Annotated in this window: 14 protein-coding genes, 1 tRNA gene and 2 pseudogenes; 11 read left to right on the top strand and 6 right to left on the bottom strand. The window is 57.5% G+C overall.

The features are described 5' to 3' along the window. Nucleotides 1-20 precede the first annotated feature (20 nt). Nucleotides 21-1091, top strand: coding sequence for an AI-2E family transporter (locus CAF74_RS18315; RefSeq protein ID WP_007958012.1), 1071 nt, complete (start codon nt 21-23; stop codon nt 1089-1091). A 34-nt stretch (nt 1092-1125) separates the two neighbouring features. Here the strand turns inward: CAF74_RS18315 and CAF74_RS18310 are convergent, their stop codons facing one another. After that, complete coding sequence (locus CAF74_RS18310; protein WP_064594118.1) at nt 1126-1599, bottom strand: peroxiredoxin; 474 nt, start codon at nt 1597-1599, stop codon at nt 1126-1128. A gap of 10 nt (nt 1600-1609) precedes the next feature. Next, nucleotides 1610-2170, bottom strand: coding sequence for a glycine cleavage system protein R (locus CAF74_RS18305; RefSeq protein ID WP_007958014.1), 561 nt, complete (start codon nt 2168-2170; stop codon nt 1610-1612). Between the two features lie 314 nt (nt 2171-2484). Between CAF74_RS18305 and dapA the strand changes: the two genes are divergently transcribed. The 7 genes and pseudogenes from dapA to CAF74_RS29025 all read left to right on the top strand — a co-directional run bounded on the left by dapA (nt 2485) and on the right by CAF74_RS29025 (nt 8457). Continuing rightward, nucleotides 2485-3363 carry a 4-hydroxy-tetrahydrodipicolinate synthase gene (gene dapA / locus CAF74_RS18295; RefSeq protein WP_085747220.1) on the top strand — a complete coding sequence of 293 codons (879 nt, stop codon included), beginning with the start codon at nt 2485-2487 and terminating at the stop codon, nt 3361-3363. 17 nt (nt 3364-3380) lie between these two features. Next, on the top strand, nt 3381-4496 hold the full coding sequence (bamC, locus tag CAF74_RS18290; protein WP_064383102.1) for an outer membrane protein assembly factor BamC: 1116 nt from the start codon (nt 3381-3383) through the stop codon (nt 4494-4496). 4 nt (nt 4497-4500) lie between these two features. Further along, the gene (locus CAF74_RS18285) at nt 4501-5259 is read left to right on the top strand and encodes an MBL fold metallo-hydrolase (RefSeq protein WP_007958017.1); all 759 of its coding nucleotides are present in this window, start codon (nt 4501-4503) and stop codon (nt 5257-5259) included. 28 nt (nt 5260-5287) lie between these two features. Further along, nucleotides 5288-6001: a phosphoribosylaminoimidazolesuccinocarboxamide synthase gene (purC, locus tag CAF74_RS18280; protein ID WP_007958019.1), complete on the top strand. Its 714-nt coding sequence runs from the start codon at nt 5288-5290 to the stop codon at nt 5999-6001. 83 nt (nt 6002-6084) lie between these two features. Further along, a tRNA-Ser gene (locus CAF74_RS18275) sits at nt 6085-6174 on the top strand. A gap of 140 nt (nt 6175-6314) precedes the next feature. Continuing rightward, nucleotides 6315-7180: pseudogene (locus CAF74_RS29030) on the top strand (AbiJ-NTD4 domain-containing protein). A gap of 248 nt (nt 7181-7428) precedes the next feature. Continuing rightward, nucleotides 7429-8457 carry a hypothetical protein gene (locus CAF74_RS29025; RefSeq protein ID WP_139832913.1) on the top strand — a complete coding sequence of 343 codons (1029 nt, stop codon included), beginning with the start codon at nt 7429-7431 and terminating at the stop codon, nt 8455-8457. A 168-nt stretch (nt 8458-8625) separates the two neighbouring features. Here the strand turns inward: CAF74_RS29025 and CAF74_RS18265 are convergent, their stop codons facing one another. Beyond that, nucleotides 8626-8910, bottom strand: a complete 285-nt coding sequence (locus tag CAF74_RS18265; RefSeq protein ID WP_085747218.1) for a DUF3077 domain-containing protein — start codon at nt 8908-8910, stop codon at nt 8626-8628. Nucleotides 8911-9311: 401 nt separating this feature from the next. Here CAF74_RS18265 and CAF74_RS29430 point away from each other — a divergent pair. Next, nucleotides 9312-9500, top strand: a pseudogene (locus tag CAF74_RS29430) (type II toxin-antitoxin system HicB family antitoxin); the annotation flags it as partial. Between the two features lie 73 nt (nt 9501-9573). Here the strand turns inward: CAF74_RS29430 and CAF74_RS18255 are convergent. Both CAF74_RS18255 and CAF74_RS18250 read right to left on the bottom strand, forming a co-directional pair. Beyond that, complete coding sequence (locus CAF74_RS18255; protein WP_085747217.1) at nt 9574-10470, bottom strand: DUF2950 domain-containing protein; 897 nt, start codon at nt 10468-10470, stop codon at nt 9574-9576. Then, nucleotides 10467-11867 carry a DUF3300 domain-containing protein gene (locus CAF74_RS18250; protein ID WP_085747216.1) on the bottom strand — a complete coding sequence of 467 codons (1401 nt, stop codon included), beginning with the start codon at nt 11865-11867 and terminating at the stop codon, nt 10467-10469. Before CAF74_RS18250 ends, CAF74_RS18255 begins: the two co-directional genes overlap by 4 nt. 257 nt (nt 11868-12124) lie before the next feature. Here CAF74_RS18250 and ppk2 point away from each other — a divergent pair, with 257 nt between their 5' ends. After that, entirely contained in the window at nt 12125-12949 is an 825-nt protein-coding gene (ppk2, locus tag CAF74_RS18245; protein WP_085747215.1) for a polyphosphate kinase 2, read from the top strand. 60 nt (nt 12950-13009) lie between these two features. Here ppk2 and CAF74_RS18240 read toward each other — a convergent pair whose 3' ends face one another. Next, a complete protein-coding gene (locus CAF74_RS18240) occupies nt 13010-13201 on the bottom strand; it encodes a DUF1508 domain-containing protein (protein WP_007958030.1) in 192 nt (63 codons plus the stop codon). A gap of 277 nt (nt 13202-13478) precedes the next feature. On the opposite strand from CAF74_RS18240, the gene CAF74_RS18235 reads away from it, so the two are divergent. Further along, on the top strand, nt 13479-14447 hold the full coding sequence (locus CAF74_RS18235; protein ID WP_085747214.1) for a glycosyltransferase family 2 protein: 969 nt from the start codon (nt 13479-13481) through the stop codon (nt 14445-14447). The last annotated feature ends 1 nt before the right edge of the window (nt 14448 follow it).

Here is a 14448-nt window from a genome sequence, read left to right as displayed (position 1 = left end):
AAATGACCTAAGGAATATTGATGTTCAAAGTGTTGCGCGACTGGATTCAGCGCTACTTCTCCGATGAGGAAGCGGTGGTGCTGGCGGTTTTGCTGTTTCTCGCCTTCACCGCTGTACTGACGCTGGGCGGAATGCTCGCGCCGGTGCTGGCCGGAATGGTGCTGGCGTACCTGATGCAGGGGCTGGTGGTTACGCTCGAACGCTTACGTGTGCCCGGCGGCGCGGCGGTCGGTCTGGTGTTTGCGCTGTTCATGGGTGTGCTGATGGTGTTCATCGTCGTGGTGCTGCCGTTGCTCTGGCATCAGTTGATCACCCTGTTCAACGAGCTGCCGGGCATGCTCGCCAAGTGGCAATCGCTGCTGCTGTTGCTGCCGGAGCGCTATCCGCATCTGGTCTCCGACGAGCAGGTGTTGCAAGCGATCGAAGCGGCGCGAGGCGAGATCGGAAAGTTCGGCCAGTGGGCGCTGACGTTCTCGTTGTCGAGCCTGCCGCTGCTGGTGAACATCATGATCTACCTGGTGCTGGTGCCAATCCTGGTGTTCTTCTTCCTCAAGGATCGGGCAATGATCGGCGAGTGGGTGCGCGGCTATTTGCCGCGTGAGCGGGCGCTGATCACCCGGGTCGCCGAGGAAATGAACCGGCAGATCGCCAACTACATTCGCGGCAAGGTCATCGAAATCGTGATCTGTGGCGGCGTGACCTATATCGCTTTCGTCGCACTGGGTCTCAACTACGCGGCGCTGCTGGCCCTGTTGGTCGGCGTATCGGTGGTGGTGCCGTATGTCGGGGCGGTGGTGGTGACCGTACCGGTGCTGCTGATTGCGCTGTTCCAGTGGGGCTGGAGTGATCAGTTCATCTATCTGATGGCGGTCTACGGCATCATTCAGACCCTGGACGGCAACGTGCTGGTGCCGTTGCTGTTTTCCGAAGCGGTCAACCTGCACCCGGTGGCAATCATCTGCGCGGTGCTGTTGTTCGGCGGGTTGTGGGGATTCTGGGGAGTGTTCTTCGCGATTCCGCTGGCAACGCTGTTCAAGGCTGTGCTTGATGCCTGGCCGCGCAAGGAGCCGGTGGTGGCGCCGCTGCTTTGAGAATGAATCGGCGCCCGGAAGGGCGCCGACAACATCAGGCCTTGTTCAGCGCCTGAGCAGCAGCCAGCACTGCATCGACATGTCCTGGCACCTTCACGCCGCGCCATTCCTGACGCAGTACACCGTTCTTGTCGATCAGGAAGGTGCTGCGATCAACGCCCAGGTATTCCTTGCCGTAGAGTTTTTTCAGCTTGATCACGTCGAACAGCTGGCAGACGGCTTCGTCCTTGTCGCTGATCAGCTCGAACGGAAACTCCTGCTTGCACTTGAAGTTCTCGTGGGACTTCAGGCTGTCGCGGGAAATCCCGAAGATTTCCGTGTTGGCAGCCTTGAATGCTGCGTATTGATCGCGAAACCCCTGGCCTTCGGTCGTGCAGCCCGGGGTGCTGTCCTTCGGGTAGAAGTAGATCACCACTTGCTTGCCCTTGAGGGCCGACAGGCTGACAGTCTGCCCGCTGGTGGCAGGTGCTTCGAAATCCGTAACCGGTTGGTCGATGACAACGGCCATGAAAGCTTCCTTACATTGGGTTCTGTGGGCGCCACGGTTCGATCAGTGCATCCAGGTTCATGGCGTCGGCGAAATCCAGGAACTGGTCGCGCAGCCAGCTGATCTGGGTGCCGGCGGGCAGGGTCACGGTGAACGTGGCGTTGAGCATGGTGCCGCCGGTCTGCGGTGCCTGATAGGTATCGCACGTCAGGTTTTCCAGCTCGACGTTGTGATCCATGAAGAACTGGCACAGCTCGTTGATGATGTCCGGTCGGTACGCCGAAGACACGTAAGCCACGTACGGCAGGGCTTGCGGACGGTTTTCCAGGGCGGCGCTGCGCACCACGTTGACGGTGAACGCATGACGCTTGGCCAGCACCGGCAGGCTGCCTTCAAGGCGAGCCAGGGCGTCCCAGCTGCCGGAGACTTCGAGCACCAGCGCGCTGCACTCGCCGTGGCGGGTCAGGCGCGAGGTGACCACCGCGCAGCGGTTTTCATGGCTGGCGCGGCACAGGACGTTGGTCAGCTCCATGGGATTGGCGCCGAGGGCACTGATGACAAGGAATTGTTCGCGAACTGTGGGGGTGGACATGCAGCATTCCTAAAGCGATGAGCGGTCGGTAGGGAGAGAGGCGTTGATTGCCGGGGCAATGACTGTCCGGAAGGCCCGATTCGGGTGGCGTTACGGCTCCATGAACAAGGAAGCGTACGGCAACGACACTGGAACGGGGCCCGGGAGGCCGAAACGGGAGACTGGAACCCGGCGTACAAGCTGATCAGTACCGATCAAAGTCTGAAGGGTAGCGAAAAGCGGCGCCAAGGGGAATGGCGGCACAGTACTTCGCTTGTGCAAGCATCTTGGCGCCAGTACCATTACCGCTCTCTTTTTCCGGCAGGAGCGGTTTCATGATTGCGGGCAGTATGGTGGCACTGGTCACACCCATGGATGCACAAGGGCGTCTTGACTGGGACAGCCTCAGCAAACTCGTGGACTTCCATCTCAAGAACGGCACCCATGCCATTGTCGCGGTCGGCACCACCGGCGAGTCGGCAACCCTTGATGTAGAAGAACACATCGCCGTCATCAAAGCCGTGGTCAAACAGGTTGCCGGTCGCATTCCGGTGATCGCCGGTACCGGCGCCAACTCGACCCGCGAAGCTGTCGAGCTGACCCGCAATGCCAAGGAAGCCGGCGCCGATGCCTGCCTGCTGGTAGTCCCGTACTACAACAAGCCGACCCAGGAAGGCCTGTACCAGCACTTCAAGCACATCGCCGAAGCGGTCGACATCCCGCAGATTCTCTACAACGTTCCTGGCCGCACCTCCTGCGACATGCAGGCCGAGACCGTGATCCGCCTGTCCACCGTGCCGAACATCATCGGCATCAAGGAAGCGACCGGCGACCTGAAACGCGCCAAGGCGATCATCGACGGCGTGAGCAAGGACTTCATCGTGCTGTCCGGCGATGATCCGACCGCAGTCGAGCTGATTCTGCTGGGCGGCAAGGGCAACATCTCCGTCACCGCCAACGTCGCCCCGCGCGAAATGGCCGACCTGTGCGAGGCCGCGCTCAAGGGCGACGCCGAGACCGCACGGGCCATCAACGAAAAACTGATGCCGCTGCACAAGGACCTGTTCATCGAAGCCAACCCGATTCCGGTGAAGTGGGCTTTGGTCGAAATGGGCCTGATGCACGAAGGCATCCGCCTGCCGCTGACCTGGCTGAGCACACCTTGTCATGAAACGTTGCGCTCGGCCCTGCGCCAGTGCAGCGTCCTGGTTTAATTGAGGAAGTACAACGCATGAAGCGAATGGCCGGACTTTCCGCACTTGCCTTGATTATCTCCAGCACCAGTGGCTGCGGATGGGTCTGGGGCCCGGAAGGTTATTTCCGTGACCGTGGTAGCGATTACCTGGAAGCGCAACAGACTGCACCGATGCAACTGCCACCGGATGTCAGCACCTCCAAGCGCCTGGATCCGCTGCTGCCGATCCCGCGCAACGTGGCCGACGACACCGCCAAGGGTGAATACATCGTTCCGCGCCCTCAACCGCTGTCGACCGTTGCCGACGCCAGCGACTACTCGCTGCAGAAGAGCGGTGATTCGCGTTGGGTCATGGCCCAGCACCCACCGGCCGAAGTCTGGCCAGTGGCGGTGCAGTACTTCCAGGACAACGGTTTCCGTCTGGATGAACAGCGCCCGCAAACCGGTGAATTCACCACTACCTGGCAGCATTCCGACGAACTGTCCGCCGCCATGGCCAAGCGCCTGAGCGCCGCCGGCGTCAGCACCGACAGCGAAACCCGCGTGCGGGTGCGCATCGAGCCAGGCGTGCAGCGCAACACCAGTGAAGTATATGTGGTCAGCGCCGAGCGTCCTGCCGGCAGCACCGCCAATGTCGATTTCACCAACCGTTCGGTCAACACTGGCCTGGACGCTGCACTGGTCGACGACATGCTCGCAAGCATGAGCCGTACCTCCGAGAAGGGTGGTTCGGTGTCGATGCTGGCTTCGCGTGATTTCGATACCCCGAGCCGTGTCAGCCTGAGTGAAGACGGCAGCGGCAACCCGGTACTGAACGTCGGTACGGACCTGGATCGTGCCTGGTCGAGCGTCGGTCGTGCGCTGGAACAGGGCGAATGGCGCGTTGAAGACATCAACCGCAGCCTGGGTCTCTACTACATCAACTTGTCCGAAAAGGCCGAGAAGAAAGACGAGAAGCCTGGTTTCTTCAGCAGCCTGTTCGGCAGCGCGCCGACCAAGGAAGAAGTTGAAGCTCGCGCCGAGCGTTATCAGGTTCGCCTGAGCAAGGTCGGCGAGAACGTTCAGGTGACCGTCGAGAAAAACATCAACACCGTTGCGCCGGCCGATGTGGCTCGCAAAGTGTTGAGCGTGATTCAGGACAACCTGGGCTGATCCAATGCGTTTTGCCGTTCTCGGCAGCGGTAGCCAAGGGAACGGCACGCTGATCGCCAGTGCTGATACGTATGTGCTGGTGGATTGTGGTTTTTCCCTGCGGGAAACCGAAAAACGCCTGTTGCGCCTGGGTGTGAACCCGGCGCAACTGAGCGCGATACTCGTAACCCACGAACATGCCGACCACGTGCATGGCGTGGGTTTGCTGTCTCGGCGCTACAATCTGCCTGTCTACCTCAGTCGCGGCACACTGCGCGGGATGCGCAAACCGATTGAACCTGCCGGTTTCGTGACCGGTGGCGAGCAACTGCAGATCGGTGCTCTGAACATCGGGGTCATTGCCGTGGCCCATGATGCGCAGGAACCGACCCAGTACGTATTCAGTGACGGTGAGCGGCGCTTCGGCCTGCTGACTGACCTGGGCTCTTACTGCGAGCGGGTGCTGGACGGTTATCGGGACCTCGATGCGTTGATGATCGAGTCCAACCATTGTCGCGACATGCTGGCCCGTGGTCATTACCCGTACTTTCTCAAGCAGCGGGTGGGCGGCGAGCTGGGACATTTGAACAACCATCAGGCGGCATTCCTGGTGGCGGAGTTGGGCTGGCAAGGCCTGCAACACCTGGTCCTGGCCCATCTGAGCAGCAAGAACAACCTGCCGCAGCTGGCCCGGCAATGTTTTGTCGACACCCTCGGGTGCGACCCGGACTGGCTGCAACTGGCCGATCAAGATTCAGGGCTCGACTGGCGCCACATCGCCTAGCCCATCTACTTAGCAAGCGGAGCCCATCATGGAAAAACGTGAAGAACTCTACCGCGGCAAAGCCAAATCGGTTTACAAGACCGACGACGCTGACCGCTTGATCCTGCTGTTTCGCAACGACACTTCGGCGTTCGACGGCAAGCGCATCGAGCAGCTCGACCGCAAAGGCATGGTGAACAACAAGTTCAACGCCTTCATCATGCAGAAACTCGAAGCGGCCGGCATTCCGACCCAGTTCGACAAGCTGCTGGCCGACAACGAAGTGCTGGTGAAAAAACTCGACATGATCCCGGTCGAGTGCGTCGTGCGTAACTACGCCGCCGGCAGCCTGGTCAAGCGTCTGGGCGTCGAGGAGGGCATGAAGCTCAACCCGTACACCTTCGAACTGTTCCTGAAGGACGACGCCAAGGGCGACCCGTTCATCAACGAATCCCACGTCGTGGCATTCGGCTGGGGCACCGCCGAGCAACTGGCGCGCATGAAAGAACTGTCGCTCAAGGTCAACGAAGTCCTGAGCAAACTGTTCGACGACGCCGGCCTGCTGCTGGTGGACTTCAAACTTGAATTCGGCGTGTTCAGCGACGGCTCCATCGTCCTGGGCGACGAGTTCAGCCCGGACGGCTGCCGTCTGTGGGACAAGGACACCAAGAAGAAGATGGACAAGGACCGCTTCCGCCAGGGCCTCGGTGACGTCATCGAAGCCTACGAAGAAGTCGCCAACCGTCTGGGCGTACCGCTTTAATCGACGCAAGCATCTGATAGCACGGAGAAATTTTCGAAAGAGGGTTTGCTTTCGGTAAAAGTGTTGTTATGATGCGCGCCGTTGGAGAGATGCCAGAGTGGCCGAATGGGACGGATTCGAAATCCGTTGTACCTTCACCGGTACCTAGGGTTCGAATCCCTATCTCTCCGCCATACATAGAAAAAGCCCCGTAGCTGAGAAGCTGCGGGGCTTTTTTGTTTGCGCTGAAAAAATGAATGATATGTGCAAGCCAAGGCCTCGTGATCTGTCATGGCTATTTGGTTGCGGTGGTCGTTACTACTGGTGAAAGACGATGGTGGAGGTGCCAATGAGTTTTTCACAGCGCATGGGGTTGGAGCCTACGACACGAGCGATTCAAGTAGATGACATAGACGATAGGTTGCGCGGGGCGCTTTGGAATGTGCTCACGCTCTCGTTCTGGGAGCATTACCAAGACGGCTATAATTCGGGTAAGTTGCGTTATTCGAATTTCGGAGATTTCGCCAAGCTTTACGCATTCCACCATGACATCAGCATCGATAGGCTTCCTGAATACTGGTTTCAGTTAATTGAACGATTCGTGCGCGTTTTGAGAAACTCCCGTGGAATAAAGTCTATGATTTTTTAGAATACATGGCCGAAAATGGACCTGAACCTCAAAGAGGATCCCGAAAATGGCGCGATGCCTTCATCAGGTTCACCAACTCTGTATTAGAGAATCATAGTTCAGGGTATAGATTTCTTGAGGGGAAGATAGCTCCTATTACATCTAGCGACGAACTGGTAGAGATTGAGAATGCTATCTTAAGTTCGCAGCCTTATGCTGGTGTGAAGCAGCATATTCAAACTGCCCTAGGGCTGCTTACCAATAGAGATGCTCCTGATTATCGGAACTCGATCAAGGAAAGCATAAGCGCCGTAGAATCTCTCGCGCGGCATATAACCGGGGATCAGAAGGCGACACTTGGTGAAGCCTTGAAAGTCTTAGAAAGCAAACATCATCTTGAACCTACCGTAAAACAGGCTTTCTTGAAACTTTACGGTTATACAAGTGACGGGAACGGAATTCGCCACTCGCTGATGAGGGATGATGCTACGCCAACGAAAGCCGATGCGCGTTTCATGCTGATTTGCTGCTCGGCGTTCGTAAATTTTGTGATCGATAGCTGCTTAGGATAGTCAGGAGGGGATAGCCATGTTTGAGTGTTTCTTAATGCTGTGATGTTGTACTACTACGGCGGTGTTGGGTGCGACGGCATATGAATAATAGGAAAAGCATATTTGTTTGTGTTTTAGAGGTGAAGTGATTAGGTTGGGGTGTATCGTTTGAAAGGCGTTCCTATTATTAATTAAGGAGTGTTGTTTTGGAATGGTGTCAAGTTTTGCGTGAGTTACATCTGCATGGGGGTGGGCGGATTCTTAATGGGATGGATCCTAAAGCAACACTTAGGCCTAACACAGTTCTTGGGAAACAAGCGGTCATAAAGATAAAGGACTTTAGGACGTTATACTCCGATGCTGAAGGTTTGGGGTTAAGTATCGTCGGTTGTGACTTCTTTCAGAGTGAGCATGAAGCTAAGGGTTACAGTCCACCCGAGTGGCGCTCCAGAAATATTATCTCAGGTTCGCGGTGGTTATGTGCAGAGCAAGGGCATGAGTGGTCCTTTATAGCGAATTCAGCTTTCGTTCAGAAGCGTGGTTTGCTATGCGACATTGCCTCCCGGGTGTCTCATCAAATTCGAGCATGTGAGTGGCGCCTTCGACAATTGTCAGAAGCTTACTGTGATCAACTATTTGGAAGGCTTCAAACCAGTTCTTTTAAGGAAGGCGAAAGGTTTCTTGATGGATATACTTCGCTCTGTTATTTAGCGCTGCAATCGTTTCTTGTGGATGCATGTGTCCTTAGAGACTATCTGTCAGAGTTTTATGTAGAAGCGATTGTTAGGGTTGAAGATCCGGCTTTGAATAAGATTTCTACATTAAGCGGTCTTTTGAAAATGTGGAAAGCGAAGCCACCAAAAGATAGCGCGGGAAAAGAGATGTATGAGTCCGCAAAAGCTGGTCAATGGCTTTTTGAGCTTGGGGCATATAGAGACTTGGTGGTTCATGTAGCACCGTTAGCAAACGCAGGGCGAACACTCATGGCCTCGACACGGATCATTCAGTTGCGTGGTGGACAAGAATTGCCAGCAATTAAACTTCCACTGCCGCCGAAACCGGCAGATCTGAAAAGAGATCGTGTGACAGGTGACTACTTTGATGATCCTGAAATGAATTTTGCTCGTTTGCGGAATGTGATTGAAGATGTTAGTTCGTGCCGCGACGCTCTCGAATATGCGCATTTATCCATGCAGCAGCTTGCTGCTATGTGTAGTTCCGTTGCGAAAGTTTCTCCCATAAAACCGCAGATGCCTATGATTATTCCAACAGATTTGAAAGTAAATCCATCGTGCTGAGAGCGTCAGTGAGGCGGGTAGTCAGAAATGGGGACGTATTTATTTTCGTTCGAGGAGCTTGGATTCGATTCCGTTTTCCTCTGTATGCATCGAAAAAGCTCCGTGTCTAAACAGCAGCGGGGCTTTTTCGTTTTTGCTCGAAAATGGGCCGTGACGTAATCGTTATTTTTATGTGTTCAGTGTTTTGGCGGGCCTCGGCGAAAGCGCCCTCACCACATCATCAACAACCGCCTTACCCATCTCCGTCAAGAAATGCGCAGCCCAGGCATATCGGTCGGTTTCTCTAATGAACGCAGCATCCTCTGCAAGTGCTTTGGCAAGGGCCAGCAAGTCAGAAGCTTGAGCCAACGCCTGGCTGACAGGCACTCCGGCGCTGACATGAAACAACGGAATATCGGAGCAATAGAGGAAGGGCGTAGCCCCAGCGGTTTTTTCTTCAGGTGCATCATGCATGTGTAACTCCTTGACTGTGAGGAGCTGCCACTTTCGTTTCCAAGCGAATGGGTGGCAGCTGTGCGCAGGTTGGAAACCGGGAGTCAAGGAGACCGGCACGCCCGAGGGCGTCCCACGCACAGCCGCCATAAAGCAAATTTACGGGCGTAAGAATTCGCCAGCATTTGTCAGGGGCGCTGTTGCGTGACTCGTCGGGTTTCCAAGCCCGGCCGCTGAATAGGCAGCGACGTCTTGAGAATATCCCGCCGAAAGAAAGGCCAACAAGGCAGCAGCCGGCCGTTATGCACAGCTACAGCCCATTCACACGCAACTCGCGGATTCTGCCTACAAGCTCGTTTTGAGTCACCTGATTATTCTTGTCGGCGTGATGCTCAAGCCCGAGAACGACAAGGAAATACCCGATGACCGTGATGAGCTACAACGGCTTCACCGCCCGCATTGGGTACAGCGACGAGGACGGTCTTTTTGTTGGTCATATCGAAGGAATAAAAGATGTCGTCGGTTTTCACGGTGAGTCGATCAACGAACTCCGCAAGGTATTTGAAGAAGCCGTCACAGACTATCTTGAAACCTGCGCCCGACTCGGGCGAATAAACAAAAGCCCCGTAGATGAAAATCTACGGGGCTTTTTCATTTCCGATCCAACGCAATTCGAGACAGCTACTACTTCTGCCCCAAATCCACCACCTCCCAACTATCATCCGGATCAAACCGCTTCATCGCTTTCGCCACCTTCTCCCCATCCGGCCCGAGATCCTTCTGAAACACCTGGCCCTCATGGCTGATCATGAAGCTCATCACCCCGGTGTCGGCATACTTCGCTGGCCACGCGATCAAGGCGAACCCGCGACTCATTTTGTCTCCAATCAGATAGCTGTAAGCGCCGCCCGGGGCGGACGGGCCTTGGGCGTCGAGGATGCGGAAGTGGTAGCCGTGCCAGTCTTCATCGTTGATGGCCTGGCCGAAGGCGGGGCCGAGGGGGCTGATCTGGTTGGTGTCGTCTTCTGGCCAATAGAGGCCGTCGTGTTTGCCGGGGGAGCTGAAGATTTTCTGTGCGTATTCGAGGGCGCCGTCGCCGTCGCGGTCTTCCGAGGCGTAGTCCATTTGCGCGTCGTGATAGGCCAGCGCCGATTGCACCGCCGCCAGTTCGTTACGGCCGATGCGGCGGGCGCGGATTTCGGCCTTTGCGGCGTTCATGTCGAAGCGCCAGCCGGTTTTGTCTTTGATGAGCGGGATGGGCAGCGTCCAGTGATCGGGCCCGACGGAGAGCACGGCCTTGCTGTCGCCGGTCTTTTCCAGCGTGTGCTGTTCGCGGTATTGCTGCAGGAAGGCATCGACATCGCTGCGCTGCACGCCTTCACGGGGAATGAAGCTGTGCCATTCCTCGCCCAGCAGTTCGGTCAGGCGTTTTTGGTCGGCGTGTTGCGTACCGAGGGCTTCGACGAAGGCGTCAGCGGCTTTTTCCGGGGTTGGAAATACTTGCTGGGCCGAGACGAAGGTCGAGAATGCGAGGCCGGCAGCGAGGGTCAGGCAGCTCCTGACCAGAGAATGAATGTTCATCGGCGGCCACCTCCTCTCTGGCGCATGCCTCCGCCGGACGGCCGGCTGATCTGATGTCCGGCGGCGCGGGAGGTGTTGGGACGTTGCGCAGAAATCTGGCTGGCCCGGCCGCGATCAGCCTGGACGCGGGTCTGCGACGGGGAGCGCGCGCCAGCGAAAGCGTTGTTCCGCGCACTACCCGCTGCAGGTCGGGCCTGGGACGCACGGTTGTCACGTTGATTAACGCCCGGCTGGCGCGCCTCCCGCGTGTTGGCTTGAGCGCGGTCGGCGGCTCTGGGTCTGTCCGCACCGCCCTGCATCCGGTTGCCGGCATTGGCAGATTGCGCTTCGCGGACTTGATTGCGGGCTTCCCGATTGCTGGTGGCGGGGCGTTCAAAACCGGCTTTGTCCATCGAACTGCGCGCCCGTTCCCGAGCCTGCGCCCGCTGCGCGTTGTCGCCGCGATAGGCGTCACGCTGAGCCGCACCGTCCAGCTGCCGGCCATACCGGGCGCGGCTGCGGTTGTCACGATAGGGCACGCCATCGCGATGCACGGTGTTGTGCTGCCACTTGTTCTGGTTGTTGGTGATGCGGTTATTGCCGTTGATATTGTTGTAACGGTTCACATCGATGTCGATGTCGTTATTGCCCCAGTCGCAGTCGCCCCACAACGACGCGACGACCGCCACGCCCGTACCGAAAGCCAATCCTGCCACCAGTGCCTGACCCGGGTAGTAAGCGGGCGGCGGCGGGTAATACACCGGCGGCGAGGCCGGATAAGGCCAGGTGCCGTAAGTGGTCGTCGGGTTATAGGTCGGGACGTAGACCACCTGCGGATCGGCAGGCTGAATGATGATGGTCGTGTTGTCGGCCGGTTTGGTTGTCCCGGCAGAGATGGGCGGCGTTACGTTCTGCACGGTCACATTCTGATATTGATTGCTCTGCAGATTGCCCGCCGCCTGGGCCTGACGTCGCAAACGCTGAACGCCGGCCATGAGTTCGTCAGGCTGAGCCAGAAAGGCATCCCCCAGACGTTGCACCCAGACCGGATCCTGCCCCAGTGTCGCCAAAACCTGCGGAAACGCCACCAACGCCTGCACGCTCGGGTCCCACGTCTGACTGGCCACTTGCTTGACCGCGTCATCGCCCTTGGCTTCCGGATGCGCCTTGGACCAGGTCACGGCTTCGGCGACTTCTCCCGGATAGGTGGTGGCCATCAGCACTTGAGCGAGCAGTGGATCGGGATACAGCGCAATCGACGCGAGCATCTGGTCGAGCTGCTCCGTGGTAAACACGGCATCTTTGGTCGCAGCGCTGGCAGCCGCCGGGGCCGCAGGCGCATCGGCGGCCTGCAACAAGAGCGGTGCAGCGCTCAAGGCGAGCAGGAGCGACGCGGCACGCAAGAGCGAACTGTGCATGACCTCTTCCCCACATCCAAATGGCAGGTTTGCATCCAGCGAGACATCCACGGCCAACATCGGACGCTGCGCCGTGAAGGAGGATGGTTGGCGATTGGCGTTCCGTCAAAAACTGCACAGGCTTTTTCGAAATAAGCACGTTGTCTGTGACTTACTGCACGTTTGCTTGCGTTTTGCGATAAATGACTAAACTTTCCGGTTCCAGGTCATGCATTGCCAACGAGCCTGGCTGTCGTTCCAACCCGAGAGGTCTGGTCATGGCAAAGGGAAAGAAGAAAGACTCGCCCCGAGAAAAAACTGACGAACATACAAAACTGTCGAATAAGGACTACCTTGCGGAACTGCGCCGCCTGCATGTCGAACTGGTAAAAATGCAGGAATGGGTCAAGGCCGAAGGCATCAAGATCTGCATCATTTTCGAAGGGCGTGACGGTGCAGGCAAGGGCGGCACCATCAAGGCGCTCACCGAACGAGTCAGCCCGCGGGTCTTTCGCGTCATCGCGTTGCCGGCCCCGACCGATCGAGAGAAGAGCCAGATGTATATGCAGCGTTATCTGCCACATTTGCCGGCGGCCGGCGAAGTGGTGATCTTCGACCGCAGTTGGTACAACCGCGCCGGCGTCGAACGGGTTATGGGCTTTTGCACGGACAAACAGGTCGACAAGTTTCTCAAGACCGTGCCGCTGGTGGAGCGCGCAGTTGTCGGTTCGGGGGTGATCCTGCTCAAGTACTGGCTGAATGTCAGCCAGGAAGAACAGACCCGGCGCCTGGAGGCGCGCATTGTCGACGGACGCAAGATCTGGAAACTGTCGCCGATGGACCTCAAGTCCTACAGCCGCTGGTATGACTACTCCCGGGCACGGGACGACATGATCGAAGCGACCGACACCGATTACGCACCGTGGCTGGTGGCCAACTCGAACGACAAGCGTCGGGCGCGGCTCAATATCATCTCTGACCTGCTCAGTCGCATTCCCTACAAAGAAGTGCCGCGAGAGAAGGTGACTTTGCCCAAGCGGCAGAAACCGGGGGGATACAAGGAGTCGGATTATCCGTTCCGGAACATTCCTGAGAGATTCTGAAGCAACTTCAGAAGTCGCCGAAGCTGCCAACACAGGCAGCTCCGGCGACTTGGACAGTCCTCAGATCTCCTTGACCGGGGTCTCTCCCTGCACACCCTTGATCAACTCGATCACATGCAGACAATCCGCCTTGTTCACATACGATTCGCCACTGGCGACCGTCTCGTGGTTGCCTGCCCGTAGCCGCCAGCGCCATTGGCCCTTGCCGGTGCTCGGGGTGCCCTTGGATTGCCTGTAAATCTCGAAATACATTCAGTTCGCTCCATGCGATTTATGTGCGACAACCTGTGTGACGCCTCGACGCAAGCCTAGCGGAGCGCGTTTTTTTGGCTATCGGGGATTTGTTTCCAATCGTTCGTGAATGTTTCTGGAAGGCGCGGGCCAGAGCGCAGGGATCGCCCTCCGGATTGGCCGGAACGCCGTCGTTTCACCCTTGCATGACATTTCGGGCTGCTGCTTAATACGGTGCGGCTCATGGCGTCGAACAGCGTTCGGCGACCGACAATCACTATAAAAAAAGAGCAGTACATTGACCCACTCGAATGGAACGCAGCACGCGGGCCCGGTGAAGTTGTCGCTGGTGGTTCCCGTGTTCAACGAAGAGGACAGCCTCGACGGCTTCCTCCTGCGCATTCGTCACGTATTCGAGCAAGAGGCGCTAATCAACCTGGAACTGGTGTTCGTCAACGACGGCAGTTCCGATACGACGCTGGAGCGTCTCCTGAACTGCCAGCAGAGCGATTCACGCATCCGCATCGTTGATCTGAGCCGCAATTTCGGCAAGGAAGCGGCGCTGTCCGCCGGTTTGCAGATCGTCACCGGGCAGATCGTGGTGCCGATCGATGTCGATCTGCAGGACCCTCCCGAGGTGATCTTGCAGATGATCGAGCGTTGGCGAGAAGGCTTCGAAGTGGTGCTGGGGCATCGTCTCAGCCGGCGCAACGACACTTGGGCCAAGCAGACCTCCGCCAACTGGTTCTATCGCCTGCACAACCGGATTGCCGATCAGCCGTTGCCGGAGAATGTCGGCGATTTTCGCTTGATGGATCGCTGTGTGGTCGATGCATTGCTGACCTTGCCGGAATCGCGGCGTTTCATGAAGGGCCTGTTCGCCTGGGTCGGTTTCCGCACCACGCAAGTCGAATACGAGCGCCCGGAGCGGGCGGCGGGGCAGACCAAGTTCAATGGCTGGCGACTGTGGAATTTTGCGCTGGAAGGCATCACCAGTTTCAGCACCGAACCGCTGCGGATCTGGACATATCTGGGAGCGATGGTGTCGCTGGTGTCGTTCGCCTTTGCCATGTTCATCGTGGTGCGCACGCTACTGTACGGTGTCGATCTGCCGGGTTATGCGTCGCTGATGGTGGCCGTGACATTCCTCGGTGGCCTGCAACTGATCGGCATTGGCGTACTCGGTGAATACCTGGGGCGCACTTACATTGAAGCCAAGCGCCGACCGGTCTTTCTGGTGCGCCGCGTTTACGATCCCAAGGACTGAC

It is taken from the genome of Pseudomonas sp. R45(2017), assembly GCF_002112305.1.
GTDB classification, from domain to species: Bacteria; Pseudomonadota; Gammaproteobacteria; order Pseudomonadales; family Pseudomonadaceae; genus Aquipseudomonas; species Aquipseudomonas paraglycinae.
This window is presented reverse-complemented; position numbering and strand designations above follow the sequence as displayed.